16 protein-coding genes and 3 tRNA genes are annotated in these 14,607 nt (G+C 71.6%); 16 read left to right on the top strand and 3 right to left on the bottom strand.

What is annotated here, in order from left to right:
• The first annotated feature begins 76 nt into the window (after nucleotides 1-76).
• The 11 genes from IRQ30_RS10765 (at nucleotide 77) to IRQ30_RS10715 (ending at nucleotide 8,664) form a co-directional block, all read left to right on the top strand.
• Nucleotides 77-2,455: an FdhF/YdeP family oxidoreductase gene (locus IRQ30_RS10765; protein WP_227467421.1), complete on the top strand. Its 2,379-nt coding sequence runs from the start codon at nucleotides 77-79 to the stop codon at nucleotides 2,453-2,455.
• A gap of 21 nt (nucleotides 2,456-2,476) precedes the next feature.
• Complete coding sequence (locus IRQ30_RS10760; protein WP_193612879.1) at nucleotides 2,477-2,716, top strand: DUF1272 domain-containing protein; 240 nt, start codon at nucleotides 2,477-2,479, stop codon at nucleotides 2,714-2,716.
• Nucleotides 2,713-3,765, top strand: coding sequence for a pirin family protein (locus IRQ30_RS10755; protein WP_193612878.1), 1,053 nt, complete (start codon nucleotides 2,713-2,715; stop codon nucleotides 3,763-3,765). Before IRQ30_RS10760 ends, IRQ30_RS10755 begins: the two co-directional genes overlap by 4 nt.
• Nucleotides 3,766-3,796: 31 nt before the next feature.
• Nucleotides 3,797-4,369, top strand: coding sequence for a DNA-3-methyladenine glycosylase I (locus tag IRQ30_RS10750; RefSeq protein WP_193610474.1), 573 nt, complete (start codon nucleotides 3,797-3,799; stop codon nucleotides 4,367-4,369).
• Nucleotides 4,370-4,938: 569 nt separating this feature from the next.
• Nucleotides 4,939-6,342 carry an amidase gene (locus tag IRQ30_RS10745; RefSeq protein ID WP_193612877.1) on the top strand — a complete coding sequence of 468 codons (1,404 nt, stop codon included), beginning with the start codon at nucleotides 4,939-4,941 and terminating at the stop codon, nucleotides 6,340-6,342.
• Nucleotides 6,343-6,416: 74 nt separating this feature from the next.
• Nucleotides 6,417-6,489 (top strand) — tRNA-Thr (locus IRQ30_RS10740).
• Nucleotides 6,490-6,525: 36 nt separating this feature from the next.
• Nucleotides 6,526-6,599, top strand: a tRNA-Met gene (locus IRQ30_RS10735).
• 33 nt (nucleotides 6,600-6,632) lie between these two features.
• Complete coding sequence (rpmG, locus tag IRQ30_RS10730) at nucleotides 6,633-6,803, top strand: 50S ribosomal protein L33 (RefSeq protein WP_134740103.1); 171 nt, start codon at nucleotides 6,633-6,635, stop codon at nucleotides 6,801-6,803.
• Nucleotides 6,804-6,876: 73 nt separating this feature from the next.
• On the top strand, nucleotides 6,877-7,278 hold the full coding sequence (locus IRQ30_RS10725; protein WP_193612876.1) for an FAS1-like dehydratase domain-containing protein: 402 nt from the start codon (nucleotides 6,877-6,879) through the stop codon (nucleotides 7,276-7,278).
• The gene (locus IRQ30_RS10720) at nucleotides 7,275-7,652 is read left to right on the top strand and encodes a MaoC/PaaZ C-terminal domain-containing protein (RefSeq protein ID WP_193612875.1); all 378 of its coding nucleotides are present in this window, start codon (nucleotides 7,275-7,277) and stop codon (nucleotides 7,650-7,652) included. Before IRQ30_RS10725 ends, IRQ30_RS10720 begins: the two co-directional genes overlap by 4 nt.
• On the top strand, nucleotides 7,645-8,664 hold the full coding sequence (locus tag IRQ30_RS10715) for a UDP-N-acetylmuramate dehydrogenase (protein ID WP_193612874.1): 1,020 nt from the start codon (nucleotides 7,645-7,647) through the stop codon (nucleotides 8,662-8,664). Before IRQ30_RS10720 ends, IRQ30_RS10715 begins: the two co-directional genes overlap by 8 nt.
• A gap of 14 nt (nucleotides 8,665-8,678) precedes the next feature.
• Here the strand turns inward: IRQ30_RS10715 and IRQ30_RS24190 are convergent, their stop codons facing one another.
• The 3 genes from IRQ30_RS24190 to IRQ30_RS10700 are packed head-to-tail and all read right to left on the bottom strand — an operon-like array spanning nucleotide 8,679 to nucleotide 11,648.
• Nucleotides 8,679-9,338, bottom strand: coding sequence for a DUF4190 domain-containing protein (locus tag IRQ30_RS24190; RefSeq protein WP_193612873.1), 660 nt, complete (start codon nucleotides 9,336-9,338; stop codon nucleotides 8,679-8,681).
• A gap of 43 nt (nucleotides 9,339-9,381) precedes the next feature.
• Nucleotides 9,382-10,389, bottom strand: a complete 1,008-nt coding sequence (locus IRQ30_RS10705) for an adenosine deaminase (RefSeq protein WP_193612872.1) — start codon at nucleotides 10,387-10,389, stop codon at nucleotides 9,382-9,384.
• Nucleotides 10,386-11,648, bottom strand: a complete 1,263-nt coding sequence (locus IRQ30_RS10700; protein ID WP_193612871.1) for a pyridoxal phosphate-dependent aminotransferase — start codon at nucleotides 11,646-11,648, stop codon at nucleotides 10,386-10,388. The genes IRQ30_RS10705 and IRQ30_RS10700 overlap by 4 nt, the downstream gene beginning before the upstream one ends.
• Before the next feature lie 166 nt (nucleotides 11,649-11,814).
• Here IRQ30_RS10700 and IRQ30_RS10695 point away from each other — a divergent pair.
• The 5 genes from IRQ30_RS10695 to rplA all read left to right on the top strand — a co-directional run bounded on the left by IRQ30_RS10695 (nucleotide 11,815) and on the right by rplA (nucleotide 14,554).
• Nucleotides 11,815-11,887, top strand: a tRNA-Trp gene (locus IRQ30_RS10695).
• 56 nt (nucleotides 11,888-11,943) lie between these two features.
• Entirely contained in the window at nucleotides 11,944-12,198 is a 255-nt protein-coding gene (gene secE, locus IRQ30_RS10690; protein WP_193612870.1) for a preprotein translocase subunit SecE, read from the top strand.
• Nucleotides 12,199-12,288: 90 nt separating this feature from the next.
• The gene (gene nusG / locus IRQ30_RS10685) at nucleotides 12,289-13,161 is read left to right on the top strand and encodes a transcription termination/antitermination protein NusG (protein WP_420827604.1); all 873 of its coding nucleotides are present in this window, start codon (nucleotides 12,289-12,291) and stop codon (nucleotides 13,159-13,161) included.
• A 161-nt stretch (nucleotides 13,162-13,322) separates the two neighbouring features.
• On the top strand, nucleotides 13,323-13,751 hold the full coding sequence (rplK, locus tag IRQ30_RS10680; protein WP_134740094.1) for a 50S ribosomal protein L11: 429 nt from the start codon (nucleotides 13,323-13,325) through the stop codon (nucleotides 13,749-13,751).
• Between the two features lie 83 nt (nucleotides 13,752-13,834).
• Nucleotides 13,835-14,554, top strand: a complete 720-nt coding sequence (rplA, locus tag IRQ30_RS10675) for a 50S ribosomal protein L1 (RefSeq protein WP_193610484.1) — start codon at nucleotides 13,835-13,837, stop codon at nucleotides 14,552-14,554.
• Nucleotides 14,555-14,607 lie beyond the last annotated feature (53 nt).

Genomic DNA, 14,607 nt, shown 5'->3' with positions numbered 1-14,607 from the left:
GTCCGGGACCGGCCCGAACAGAGGTCGCCGCGATGAGTCGGCGGGTGCCCTCATGGAGGCTTGTCAGGATGGGTACATGCGGAGCATGGGACGACGGGCACGAGAGACCGAGATCAACGAGGCCGACGTCGAGGTCGGTGGCCGGTCGCACGCGGCGGCAGGCCCGGTGGCGGTGGCCGTGGCGCTCAAGCGCGCGGTCGAGCACATGGGGGTGGTGCGCTCGGGGCGCACCCTGCTCAAGCTCAACCAGACCGACGGGTTCGACTGCCAGGGCTGTGCCTGGCCCGACCCCAGCCCGGACCACCGGCACACCGCCGAGTTCTGCGAGAACGGCGTCAAGGCTGTCGCCGACGAGGCGACACGGGACCTGATCGGCCGCGAGTTCTTCGCCGAGCACTCCGTGGCCGACCTGGCCGAGCACACCGACTACTGGCTCAACCGCCAGGGTCGTGTGGTCGAGCCGATGGTGCTGCGGGCGGGCGGCACCCACTACGAGCCCATCGCCTGGGACGACGCCTACGCGCTCATGGCCGACCACCTGCGAGCCATCGACCCCGACCAGGCGATCTTCTACACCTCCGGCAAGGTGTCCAACGAGGCGGCCTACCTCTACCAGCTCTTCGTGCGCGCCTACGGCACCAACAACCTGCCCGACTGCTCGAACATGTGCCACGAGTCGACGTCCGTGGCGCTCGCCGAGTCCATCGGCATCGGCAAGGGGTCGGTGTCGCTGGACGACGTCCACCAGGCCGAGCTGATCGTGATCATGGGCCAGAACCCCGGCACCAACCACCCGCGCATGCTCTCGGCGCTGGAGGTCGCCAAGCAGAACGGCGCCAAGATCATCGCCGTCAACCCGCTCAAGGAGACGGGACTCGTCCGGTTCAAGAACCCGCAGAACGCGCGCGGGATGATCGGGCCGGGCACCGGTCTGGCCGACCTCTACCTCCAGGTGCGCACCAACGGCGATCTCGCGCTGATGCAGGCCATCGGCGCGCTCCTGCTCGAGTGGGGCAGCATCGACCGCGACTTCATCGAGCAGTACACCTCCGGCTTCGAGGAGTACGCCGCCGCGCTGGGCGAGCTCGACTGGGACCAGGTCCTGGAGTCCACCGGCCTCTCCCGCGCGGAGATCGAGCAGGCGGCGCGGATGTTCCAGGCGTCGTCGAAGACGATCACGTGCTGGGCGATGGGGATCACCCAGCACCACAACGCCGTCGCGACGGTGAAGGAGATCGTCAACGTGGCGTTCCTCCAGGGCAACATCGGCAAGCCCGGCGCCGGGCTGTGCCCGGTGCGTGGCCACTCCAACGTCCAGGGCGACCGCACGATGGGCATCTGGGAGCGGGTGCCCGACCACTTCCTCGATGCGCTCAAGGACGAGTTCGGCTTCGAGCCCCCGCGCGAGCACGGCCTCGACAGCGTCGCTGCGATCAAGGCCCTCAACGACGGGGATGCCAAGTTCTTCATGGGCCTCGGCGGCAACTTCGTCTCCGCGGCCCCCGACACCTCCGTGACCGAGGACGCCATGCGCTCGGCGGCCCTCACCGTGCAGGTGTCGACCAAGCTCAACCGCTCGCACGTCGTCCACGGGCGTGAGGCCCTGATCCTGCCGGCGATGGGCCGCAGCGAGCGCGACCTGACGGGTGGGCGCCTGCAGAAGGTGACCGTCGAGGACTCGATGTCGGCCGTGCACACCTCGCACGGCCCCCTCAAGCCGGCCTCGCCGCACCTGCGGTCGGAGGTCGACATCGTCACCTCGCTCGCCCTGGCGACGCTCGGCGAGTCGGGCCCGGTCCCGTGGGCGCGCTTCCGCTCCGACTACAGCGAGATCCGCCACTCCATCTCCCGCGTGGTCCCGGGGTGCGCGGCCTACGACGAGAAGTCCAGCCAGCCCGGCGGCTTCGTGCTGCCCCACCCGCCGCGTGACACGCGGACCTTCCCCACCGACGCCGGGAAGGCGATGTTCCAGGTCAGCCCGCTCGAGGTGCTGCAGATCCCCGAGGGCAAGCTCGTGCTGCAGACGATCCGGTCGCACGACCAGTTCAACACCACGATCTACGGGCTCAGCGACCGCTACCGCGGCATCGAGGGCGGTCGCCGCGTGGTGTTCCTGCACCGCGACGACATCACCTCGCTGGGCTTCGAGGAGGGCGACCTCGTCGACATCATCAGCGAGTGGAAGGACGGCTCGGTGCGCCAGGTGCCGACCTTCCGGATCGTGGCCTACGACCAGCCGCGCGGCTGCGCGGCGGCCTACTACCCCGAGGCCAACCCGCTGGTGGCGCTCGAGCACACGGCCGAGGGCAGCAACCAGCCGGCGTACAAGTCGGTGATCGTGCGCCTCAAGAAGTCCGACGGCGGCCGGACGGGGGTCGTGCACACCAGCGACGCCCACTCCTTCGCCCGCGGCGACGAGACGAAGCGCTACACCGACCCCCCGCAGCTGTCCTGACCCGTCGGGCACACTGGGTGCATGCTGGAGCTGCGTCCCAACTGCGAGTGCTGCGACCGCGACCTGCCGCCCGACTCTCCCGACGCGGTCATCTGCACGTTCGAGTGCACGTGGTGCCGTGACTGCGCCGAGACGGTGCTGCACGGCGCCTGCCGCAACTGCGGGGGCGACCTCGTGCCGCGGCCGGTCCGGCCCGCGGCGCTGCTGGCGACCAACCCGGCCTCGACCGTGCGGGTCGTGGCGCAGGGGTGCGGCGCATGAGCAACCTCGACGACCGGCCCGACGTCGTGACGTGCGCCGCCGAGGAGGGCGCGGGCGTGCAGCTGCTGACCCCGCGGGAGGTGCCGCTCGGCGGACCGCGGGCCATGACCGTGCGCCGTACGCTGCCGCAGCGGGAGCGCTCGCTGGTGGGCGCGTGGTGCTTCGTCGACCACTACGGCCCCGACGACGTCGTCGACTCGGGGGGCATGTCGGTCGCGCCGCACCCCCACACCGGGCTGCAGACCGTGAGCTGGCTGTTCACCGGCGAGATCGAGCACCGCGACAGCGCGGGCAACCACGCCATGGTCCGCCCCGGCGAGGTCAACCTGATGACGGCAGGGCGCGGCATCAGCCACTCGGAGGTCTCGACCGACGAGACCCGCACGCTGCACGGCGCCCAGCTCTGGGTCGCCCTGCCCGACGCCGTTCGGGACCAGCCGCCGGGGTTCGCCCACCACGCGCCCTCTCCGGTCACGGGGGAGGGCTGGGAGGCACGGGTCTTCCTCGGCTCGCTGCTGGGCGACACCTCGCCGGTGGCCACCGCCACGCCGCTGCTCGGCGCCGAGCTGCTGCTCGACGCCGGCGCCACGCTCGAGCTGGACGTCGACCCGACGTACGAGCTCGCCGTGCTGGTCGACCTCGGCCGGCTCGACGTCGCCGGCACGGCCGCCGAGCGCAGCGACCTGGCGTTCGTGCCGCCGGGGCGGGACCTCCTCCGGCTGACGGCGCACGACGAGCCGGTCCGGGTGCTGCTGCTCGGCGGGCCGCCGTTCGGCGAGGCCATCGTCATGTGGTGGAACTTCGTCGGCCGCAGCCACGAGGAGATCGTCGGCTTCCGCGAGCAGTGGCAGGCCCAGATCCTCGACGACGGGGGAGTCCCGGCCGACCCCGACGAGGCCGGCGGCCTCCGCGAGGGCGACGGCCGCGAGCGCGTCGTGCCCGACGGCCAGCAGGTGCGCGACGGCCGCTTCGGCGTCGTCGTCGGCGAGCACCTGCCGCCGATCCCGGCCCCGGGCCTGCCCAACGCGCGGCTGCGCGAGCGCCGCTGAGGCGTCGGCGCTCGGTGGCAGGATGCCGGTCATGGGACCGGTGGAGGGTGAGGACGGCGTGCTGCGGTGCCCGTGGGCCGGCGGCCCGGGCGTCATGCGCGACTACCACGACACGGAGTGGGGGGAGAGGGTCAGCGGCGAGGCCGCCTACCTCGAGCGGCTGACGCTCGAGGCGTTCCAGTCGGGCCTGTCGTGGTCGACGATCCTGAACAAGCGGGAGGCCTTCCGCGAGGTCTTCCACCGCTTCGACGCCGACGCGATCGCCGCCTTCGGCGAGGACGACGTCGAGCGGCTCATGCAGGACGCCCGCATCGTGCGCAACCGGCTCAAGATCGAGGCCACGCTCACCAACGCCCGCGCGACGGTCGCCCTGCGCGACGACGTCGGCCTGGAGGCATTCGTGCTCGGCTTCCGCCCCGAGGTCGCGCCGTCGCCGGCGACGACCGAGGAGATGGTGACGACCTCCCCGGAGTCGGTCGCCCTCTCCAAGGCCCTGAAGAAGCGCGGCTTCGCGTTCGTCGGCCCCACGACGATGTACGCCCTCAGCGAGGCGATCGGCCTCTTCGACCCCCACCTCCTGGGCTGCCACCGCCGTCGCGCCTGATCGCGTCCCGGTGGTCGAGCAGTGAGGAGCGCCAGCGAGCCTCGAAACCACACCGCCGATGCGTGGCTGGTGTCGGCCCGCGCGCTAGCAGCCCGGGTCTCGGCGTCAAGGAGCTTCGCCCGCTTCGCGGCGCCCTTCGGGCGTCCTTGACTCCGAGCCTCTCCCGGGCTGCTGGGACGGCGCACGGGCGGCGGCGGCTTCGCCGCGCCGCCCGCAAACAGCGCGGGCCCTGCCTATCGGTCATCAGCGTCGGCAGTTCGCGCCTGACCCCGGCCTCTCCACGCTTGGCCGGCCTCATGCGGTGACCAACTGCCGACGCTGAGTGTCGGTCGTCGCACCACCAGTCACACCAGCCCCACCCCAGTCCGGCCCCGAGGAGGCAGTCAGAGGTGCAGGGGTCTCGACGGGCGCTCGTCGCTGGCGCTCCTCGCTGCTCGACCACCGGTAAGTGGTTTCGAGGCTCGCTGCGCTCGCACCTCAACCACCGTGACGGACGTGGTTTCGGGGTTCGCTGGCGCTCGCACCTCAACCACCGGCGCGGGGTGTCGCGAGGCGTTAGGTTGCTGGGCATGAACCGTGTGCACGCCTTCAGCGACGACGCCCTGGGAGAGCTCGACGCGGTCGGGCTGGTGGAGGCCCTGCACGCGGGGACGGTGTCGGTCCCGGAGGTGGTGGAGGCGGCGGTCGCGCGGACCGAGCTGGTCGACCCGGACCTGAACGCCGTGGCGTTCCGGGCCTACGACCGGGCGCGGGCCGAGGCGCGGGCGCCGCGGGCGGGCTACTTCGCCGGGGTGCCGACGTTCGTCAAGGACAACGTCGACGTGCAGGGGATGCCGACCCAGGCCGGCACCGACTCCTACGTCGGTCGCCCGCAGCCGGCCGACGGGGACTTCGCCCGGATGTACCTCGCGACCGGGCTGCTGCCGCTGGGCAAGACCCAGCTGTCCGAGTACGGCTTCTCGGCCGCCGCCGAGCACCCCCGCCTGGGCGCGGTGCGCTCGCCGTGGTCGACCGACCACGTCGCGGGGGCCTCGTCGGCGGGGTCCGCAGCGCTCGTCGCGGCCGGGGCGGTGCCGCTCGCGCACGCCAACGACGGCGGCGGCTCGATCCGCATCCCGGCGGCGGTCAACGGGCTGGTCGGGCTCAAGCCGACCCGCGACCGGCTGGCCCAGGACAAGATGGCGCGCGACATGCCGATCCGGATCGTCTCGGACGGCGTGCTGACGCGCTCGGTGCGCGACACGGCGGCGTTCTTCCGCGAGGCCGAGAAGGTCTACCGCGCGCTGCACCTGCCCCCGATCGGCGACATCACGCGACCCGGCAAGGCGCGGCTGCGGGTCGCGCTCAACACCACCGGCATGGGCGTGCCGGCCAGCCCCGAGGTGAGGGAGCTGACCGAGGACGTCGGCATGCTCCTCGAGGGGCTCGGGCACCGGGTCGAGCCGGTCGAGGCGATGATGGTGCCCTCGACGTTCCCCGACGACTTCCTGCTCTACTGGTCGATGCTGGCGATGTTCCTGGTGCGCACCGGTCGTCGCACCCACGGCCCCTCCTGGGCCCCGCAGAACCTCGACAACCTCACGCTCGGCCTCGACCGCCACTGCCGCCGCAACCTGCACCGGCTGCCCCGCGCGATCACCCGGCTGCGCCGCACCAAGGCCCAGTCGGAGGTCTTCTACCGCCGCTACGACGTCCTCCTGACGCCCACGCTCGCCACGGGCACCCCGGAGGTCGGCCACCTCGACCCCACTCGCGACTTCGACACCATCATGGGCCGGCTCCTGGACTGGGTGGCCTTCACGCCGCTGCAGAACGCCACGGGCGACCCGGCCGTCTCGTTGCCTCTCGCCAGCACCTCCGACGGGCTGCCGCTGGGGGTCATGCTCGGGGCCGGCGCGGGCCGCGAGGCGACCCTCCTGGAGCTCTCCTACGAGCTCGAGCAGGCCCGTCCCTGGGCGCGGATCCAGGCCTGAGAACGGGGCGCCGACGCCGGGGTCCGAACCGATTTCTCCATCCGTGGGACCCCTGTGTATCGTTCTCCGTCGTTGCCCCTTTAGCTCAGTCGGCAGAGCGTCTCCATGGTAAGGAGAAGGTCTACGGTTCGATTCCGTAAAGGGGCTCTGGGTAGGCTCTGATGAGCCTGATCCCTTCCCCATGGCGGGGTAGCTCAGGTGGTTAGAGCACACGGCTCATAATCGTGGTGTCGCGGGTTCGAGTCCCGCCCCCGCTACGCACAACGACTGATTACGACAAAGGACTTCCCGTGGCCAGCAAGAGCTCCGACGTTCGCCCCAAGATCACGCTCGCGTGCGTGGACTGCAAGGAGCGCAACTACATCACCAAGAAGAACCGCCGCAACGACCCCGACCGGTTGGAGCTGGCGAAGTTCTGCCCGCGCTGCCGCTGCCACAAGGCGCACCGCGAGACCCGCTGATCCCAGCTCACCGATCGACCCGCCGCCGACCCGCGGCGGGTCGATCGCATTTCGGAGCGACTAGATTCGAGCCATGCCAGTCGACCAGTCCCTCGTCGGCCGGGTCTTCCCGCCGACCCCCCGCCTCGAGGTCACCGAGGACCGGGTCCGCGAGTTCGTGGCCGCCACGGGCGGCGAGTACGCCGGTGGGCCGGCGCCCGCGACGTTCCCGATCGTGCTCGCGTTCGACGCCATGAACGCCTTCCTCGAGGCGGAGGCCATCGAGCTGCACCGCATCGTGCACGGCGCCCAGGACTTCTCCTACGAGCGCCCGGTCCTGCCCGGCGACGTGCTCAGCGCCACCCTGACCGTCGCGAGCCTGCGCCAGATCGGCGGCAACGACATCATCGGCACCACCAGCGAGATCGCCGACGCCACCGGCGCGGTCGTCTGCCGCACCTCCGCCACGCTCGTCCACCGGGGAGCCGACGCATGAGCCTCGAGACCCGCACGTTCATCATCACCCGCGACGACCTGGTGCGCTACGCGCAGGCCAGCGGCGACCACAACCCGATCCACCAGGACGAGGCGGTCGCGCTCAGCGTCGGCCTGCCCGGTGTGATCGCCCACGGCATGTACACGATGGCGCTGGCCGCCCGCGCCGTCGGCGACTGGTTCCCGGGCGCCGAGGTGGTCAGCCTCGGCTGCAAGTTCACCAACCCCGTCGTCGTACCCGTCGAGGGCGGCGTCGAGCTCGAGGTCGCCGGCGAGGTGAAGGGCGCCGAGGGCGACCTCACCACCGTGGCCCTCACCGTCACCAGCGGCGGCCAGAAGGTCCTGGGGATGCCCAAGGCCGTGGTCCGTGCCTGACCTGCGCGACCTCACGACCCTGCGTCTGGGCGGGCCCGCGGCCCGGCTCGTGACGGCCACCACCGAGGCCGAGGTGGTCGAGGCGGTCTCCGCCGCGGACGCCGCTGGCGAGCCGGTGCTGGTGCTCGGCGGCGGCAGCAACCTGGTGGTCGCCGACGAGGGCTTCCCGGGCGTGGTGGTGCGCGTCACCACCCGCGGCGTGACGCCCGACGTCGAGGACGACGCCTCGTGCGGGGGCGCGCTCGTGAAGGTCGCGGCGGGGGAGCCGTGGGACGAGCTCGTCGCCACGGCGGTCGCGCGCGGCTGGGTGGGTCTCGAGGCGCTGTCGGGGATCCCCGGTGCGGTCGGCGCAAGCCCGATCCAGAACGTCGGCGCCTACGGCCAGGAGGTGTCCCAGACGATCGCCTCGGTGCGGGTCTGGGACCGCACCCTGCGCGGCGTCCGCACCTTCGCCAACGCCGACTGCCACTTCGGCTACCGCCACTCGCGCTTCAAGGCCGACCCCGGACGGCACGTCGTCCTCGAGGTGACCTTCCAGCTGGCCCAGGGCTCGCTGAGCGCCCCGGTGCGCTACGCCGAGCTCGCCCGGACCCTCGGCGTCGACGAGGGCTCCCGCGCGCCGCTGGCCGACGTCCGGGAGGCCGTGCTCGGCCTGCGCCGCGGCAAGGGCATGGTGCTGGACGCCGCCGACCACGACACCTGGAGCGCGGGGTCGTTCTTCACCAACCCGGTGATCGCTCCCGACGAGCTGCCCGAGGGTGCGCCGTCCTGGCCGGTCGACGGCGGGGTCAAGACCAGCGCCGCCTGGCTGATCCAGCACGCCGGCTTCGACAAGGGCCACGGGAGCGCGCGCGTCGCCCTGTCCGGCAAGCACCCCCTGGCGCTCACCAACCGCGGCGGCGCCAGCACCGCCGAGCTGCTCGACCTCGCCCGCGAGGTGCGCGACGGCGTGGCGGCGCGCTTCGGCATCACCCTGGTCAACGAGCCGGTGCTCGTCGGCTGCGACCTCTGAGCCGTCCGGCCCGCTCAGTAGCTGTCGTAGTTGCTGGACCAGTCGGCGGCGCCGATGAAGACGACGATACCGATGACCACCAGCACCGCCAGGACGCTCGCGATAATGCCCATGACGAACCCCGCGACGGCCTGGCCGCGGTTGGTGTAGGCCGCAGGGTTGCGGTCGATCTCCCGCCTCGCGCTCCACCCCGTCCACACCGCGAAGGGCCCCACCAGCAGGCCCGGCAGCGTGATGCAGCAGAACGGCGTGAGCAGGAGCGAGACCAGGGCGACGATGCCCAGCACCATCGAGGTCGTGGCGGTGCCCAGCGACTGGGCGTAGTGGTAGCCCGGCACCGCCTGGCCGTAGCCGGCGAACCCCGGCGGTACGCCGTACGGCTGCTGACCGTACGGCGCCTGGGCGTAGGGCTGCTGGAGGTAGGGGTTCGGCGGGCCGGCCGGCGGCGCGTAGGGCGGCGGGGCCGGTGCTCCTGCCGGCGGCCCGGTCGGGGGCCCGGAGGGCTCGGGCGCCGGCGTCGTTGGCTGGCCGTACGTCGGCCACGCGGGCGTCTCCGGCGGCTCCGGCCGGTCCGCGCCGGAGGGGGAGACGAACGGCTCGTCCCCGCGGTCGCCGTAGGGGCGGTGCGTGAACGGCTGCGTCTCGTCCGGCTCGCCCGGTCCCTGGGTGGTCACGGGGAGCATCTTCCCCGGTGGTCAGTCGGGCAAACGACGCAGGTCAGGCCGCCCACGCGTCGATCTCGCCCAGGACCGCCGTGCGCACGTCGTCGGGGGCGCGCGAGGCCCACACCGACATCCGGGCCAGCTCGGCGAGCTGGTCGTCGGTGAGGTCGTGCGCCGCGCGCATCGTGGCGTACTGGCCGGCCAGCCGCGAGCCGAAGAGCAGCGGGTCGTCGGCGCCGAGGGCCACGGTGGCACCCGCGGCGAGCAGCGTCGGCAGCGGCACCGACGTCAGGTCGCTGTAGACGCCCAGCGCCACGTTGCTCACCGGGCAGACCTCCAGGGCCACGCCGGCCTGGACGATCCGGTCGAGCAGCTCGGGGTCCTCGGACGCCCGCACCCCGTGGCCCAGCCGGTGCGCGTGCAGCGAGTCCAGGACGACGCGGATGCTGTCGGGTCCGAGCAGCTCGCCGCCGTGGGGCGCCAGCAGCAGGCCCGCCCGCTCGGCGATCTGGAAGGCGCCCGCGAAGTCCGCGGTGCGGCCGCGGCGCTCGTCGTTGGACAGCCCGAAGCCGACGACGCCGCGACCGGCGTACTGGGCGGCGAGCCGGGCCAGCGTGCGGGCGTCCAGCGGGTGGCGGGTGCGGTTGGCCGCGATCACGACGGCCATGCCCAGTCCGGTCGCCTCCGAGGCCTCCCGGACCGCGTCGAGCACCAGGTCGGTGAAGGCGGTGATGCCGCCGAAGCGCGCGGCGTAGCCGCTCGGGTCGACCTGGATCTCCAGCCAGCGCCCGCCGTCGCGCACGTCGTCCTCCGCGGCCTCCCGCACCAGGCGCCGTACGTCGGTCTCCGTGCGGAGGACCGAGCGCGCGACGTCGTAGAGCCGCTGGAAGCGGAACCACCCCTTCTCGTCGGCCGCGCTCAGCCGGGGCGGCCACTCCGAGACCAGCGAGTCGGGCAGCGCGATGCCGTCGCGCTGCGCGAGCTCGAGCAGCGTCGCGTGCCGCATCGACCCCGTGAAGTGCAGGTGCAGGTGGGCCTTGGGGAGGGCGTGCAGGTCCCTCAAGCGAAGAGCTTCTGCATGCGGGTGATGCCCTCGACGATGTCGCCGTCGCCGAGCGCGTAGGAGAGCCGCAGGTAGCCCGGCGACCCGAACGCCTCGCCCGGGACGACCGCCACCTCGGCGGCGTCCAGGATGTAGGCGGCGAGGTCGGCGGAGGTCTCCACGAGCTGGCCCCCGTGCTCCTTGCCGAGCAGGCCCTTGACCTGGGGGTAGGCGTAGAACGCGCCACCGGGCATGGGGCAGACGACGCCGTCGATCTCGTTGAGCATCGACACGATGGTCTTGCGACGGCGGTCGAAGGCCTCCTTCATGGTGTCGACGGCGGACAGGTCGCCCTCGAGGGCCGCGATGGCGGCGCGCTGGGCGACGTTGGCGACGTTGGAGGTGGCGTGCGACTGCAGGTTGGTGGCGGCCTTGACCAGGTCGGCCGGGCCGATCATCCAGCCCACGCGCCAGCCGGTCATGGCGTAGGTCTTGGCGACGCCGTTGACGACGACGCAGTTGTCCTGGAGGAACGGGCACAGCACGGGCATCGAGCCGGTGTCGGCGCCGTCGTAGACGAGGTGCTCGTAGATCTCGTCGGTCAGGACCCAGAGGTCGTGGTCCTCGACCCACTGGCCGATCGCGCGGATCTCGTCGGCGGTGTAAACCGCGCCGGTCGGGTTGGAGGGGGACACGAACAGCAGCACCTTGGTGTGCTCGGTGCGTGCTGCCTCGAGCTGCTCGACGGTCACCTTGTAGTCCTGGGTCTCGTCGGCCAGCACCTCCACGGCCACGCCTCCGGCGAGCTGGATCGCCTCGGGGTAGGTCGTCCAGTAGGGCGCCGGCACGATGACCTCGTCGCCGGGGTCGATCATCGCGGCGAAGGCGGCGTAGATCGCCTGCTTGCCGCCGTTGGTGACCAGGACCTGGTTCGGCTCGACCTCCAGGCCGCTGTCGCGGCGGGTCTTGGCCACGATCGCCTTCTTGAGCTCGGGCAGGCCGCCGGCCGGCGTGTAGCGGTGGTTCCTCGGGTCGCGGCAGGCGTCGACCGCGGCGTCGACGATGTAGTCGGGCGTCGGGAAGTCCGGCTCCCCGGCGCCGAAGCCGATCACCGGCCGTCCCTCCGCCTTGAGCGCCTTGGCCCGGGCGTCCACCTTCAGCGTCGCCGACTCGGCGATGGCGCCGATGCGGCGCGAGACCCGGCGATCGCGCGGGGTGGCGGCGGCTTCGGGCCGCTCGGCGGGGGTGGCGGGGGACGGGGACGTGGGCGCGTCTGACATGTCTGTCATCGTAGAGGCGTCCGCCCAGGTGTCTCACCCGAGATCCCGGGGCGTGGGCGGAGTCATTTGGACGCGGTGATCACCCGCACCGTAGACTCCACGTTTGGTGGTTTCCCACATGTTGTCGCGCGCCCTGATCCTGGGGCTCGGGAGTGGGGATCCTCGGAGGGCACTAGCTCAACTGGCAGAGCATCGGTCTCCAAAACCGAAGGTTGGGGGTTCAAGTCCCTCGTGCCCTGCGTAGCAGGAACGACTCAGGCAAGACCCGGCAGGACGAGAAGAGAGAGGTGAGGGCGTGTCGGACAGCAAGGCAGTCGGCGACGGTCCCCGATCCCGCGACAGCAAGACCGACAAGCGCACCAGCCTCCCCACGTTCTACCGCCAGGTCGTGGCCGAGCTCCGCAAGGTCGTCTACCCGACCCAGGAGCAGCTGGTCACGTACTTCTTCGTGGTCATGGTCTTCGTGGTCTTCATGATGGCGCTGATCTCGGCCCTGGACCTCGGGCTCGGCAAGCTCGCGCTCGCCGTCTTCGCCGGCGGGGACGCCTGACCCGGCCCGGCGGCCCGTGACCTCGGTCCGGACGCGTCGGGCACCAAGACAGCACCCAGCAACTCAGTGACCAATGTGATGGAGCAACACGTGTCGGAGCAGTACGAGCAGGTCGAGACCGAGGAGACGCCGCTGGCGGCGGACGCCGAGGCGACGCCTGTCGTCGACGAGCCCACCGACGCGGCGCCCGTGGACGTCGCGCCCGACGAGGCGGTGGACGACTCCGCCGTGGAGCCGTCCGACCCCACGGACGCGCCGCTCGACGAGGACGCCGAGGCGACCGATGGCGACGCGACCGAGGGTGAGGCCGGCGAGGACGAGTCCGACGAGGACGTCGACCCGCTGGAGGCGTTCCGCGCCGAGCTGTGGGCCAAGCCGGGCGACTGGTTCGTGGTCCACACCTACTCCGGCATGGAGAACCGGGTGAAGTCCAACCTGGAGAACCGCATCATCTCCTTGAACATGGAGGACTACATCCACGAGATCGTCGTCCCCATCGAGGACGTCGTGGAGATCAAGAACGGCCAGCGCCGCACCCGCACCAAGCCGTCGCTGCCGGGATACGTCCTGGTCCGCATGGACCTCACCGACGAGTCCTGGTCGGCCGTGCGCCACACCCCGTCCGTCACCGGCTTCGTCGGCCACAGCCACCAGCCGGTGCCGCTGAGCATGTCCGAGGTCGAGAACATGCTGGCGCCGAGCGTCATCGCCCGCGCCGAGGCCGAGGCCGTCGCCGCCGGCACGCCCGCCAAGGCCGGCAGCTCGACCACCGCGAAGAAGCAGGTCGAGGTCGCCGACTTCGACATCTCCGACTCGGTCATGGTCGTGGACGGCCCCTTCGCCACGCTCCACGCCACGATCACCGAGATCAACGCCGAGTCGCAGCGGGTCAAGGCCCTCGTCGAGATCTTCGGTCGCGAGACCCCCGTCGAGCTCAGCTTCTCGCAGATCCAGCGGGTCTGAGACCCGGCCCGGGGGTCTGCTCCGGGTCGTCGCACGACAGCACCGCAGATTTCCCCATTCCCCGCGAACGGCGGAGAATGGAGCGGCTGCTCAGAACAGCAGGTGGCAGAGGGCGCCGGACGTCCTCGTCATGACCACAGAACAGGAAGAGAACAGAACAGATGCCTCCCAAGAAGAAGATCGCTGCGCTGGTCAAGGTGCAGCTGCAGGCCGGTGCCGCCACCCCGGCCCCGCCCGTCGGTACCGCCCTCGGTCCCCACGGCGTCAACATCATGGACTTCTGCAAGGCGTACAACGCCCAGACCGAGGCCATGCGCGGCAACGTCATCCCCGTCGAGATCACCATCTACGAGGACCGGTCCTTCACCTTCATCACGAAGACCCCGCCGGCCGCCGAGCTGATCAAGAAGGCCGCCGGCCTGAAGAAGGGCTCCGGCGTCCCGCACAAGGAGAAGGTCGGCAAGCTCAGCAAGGACCAGATCCGCGAGATCGCGCAGACCAAGCTGCCCGACCTCAACGCGAACGACCTGGACGCCGCGATGAAGATCGTCGAGGGCACCGCCCGCTCCATGGGCGTCACCACCGACTGACAGAGCACCGACCCGCACCTGTGGCAGAGCCGCGCTGGCTCACCTGACCACGACTGGCACCGAAAGAATCGAGAGAACCAGACATGCAGCGCAGCAAGACCTACCGCGCGGCGGCAGACACGTTCGACCAGGACGAGCTGTACGCCCCGCTGGCCGCGATCAAGATCGCCAAGTCCTCCAGCAAGAAGAAGTTCGACGAGACCGTCGACGTCGTCATGCGCCTCGGCGTCGACCCCCGCAAGGCCGACCAGATGGTCCGCGGCACGGTCAACCTGCCCCACGGCACGGGCAAGACCGCCCGCGTCCTGGTGTTCGCCAACGGCGACAAGGCCGACGCCGCCCGTGAGGCCGGCGCCGACGTCGTCGGTGGCGACGAGCTCATCGAGAAGGTCAACGGTGGCTGGCTCGAGTTCGACGCCGTCGTCGCGACCCCCGACATGATGGGCAAGGTCGGCCGCCTGGGCCGCGTGCTCGGCCCCCGCGGCCTCATGCCGAACCCGAAGACCGGCACCGTGACGCCCGACCCGGCCAAGGCCGTGACGGACATCAAGGGCGGCAAGATCGAGTTCCGCGTCGACCGCCACGCCAACCTGCACTTCATCATCGGCAAGGCGTCGTTCTCCGAGGCCCAGCTGGCCGAGAACTACGCCGCCGCCCTCGAGGAGGTGCTGCGGCTCAAGCCCGCCAGCTCCAAGGGCCGCTACCTGCGCAAGGTCACGGTCTCCACGACCATGGGCCCCGGCGTCCAGGTCGACCCCAACCGCACGCGCAACGTCGCCTCGGAGGAGGAGGGCCAGGCCTGAGGCCTCCCTCCCCACCAAGGCCGGACGGGCGCCCCCCCCCCCCGGGGGGGGCC

This window comes from Nocardioides lijunqiniae (genome assembly GCF_015024225.1).
Lineage (GTDB): Bacteria > Actinomycetota > Actinomycetes > Propionibacteriales > Nocardioidaceae > Nocardioides > Nocardioides lijunqiniae.
This window is presented reverse-complemented; position numbering and strand designations above follow the sequence as displayed.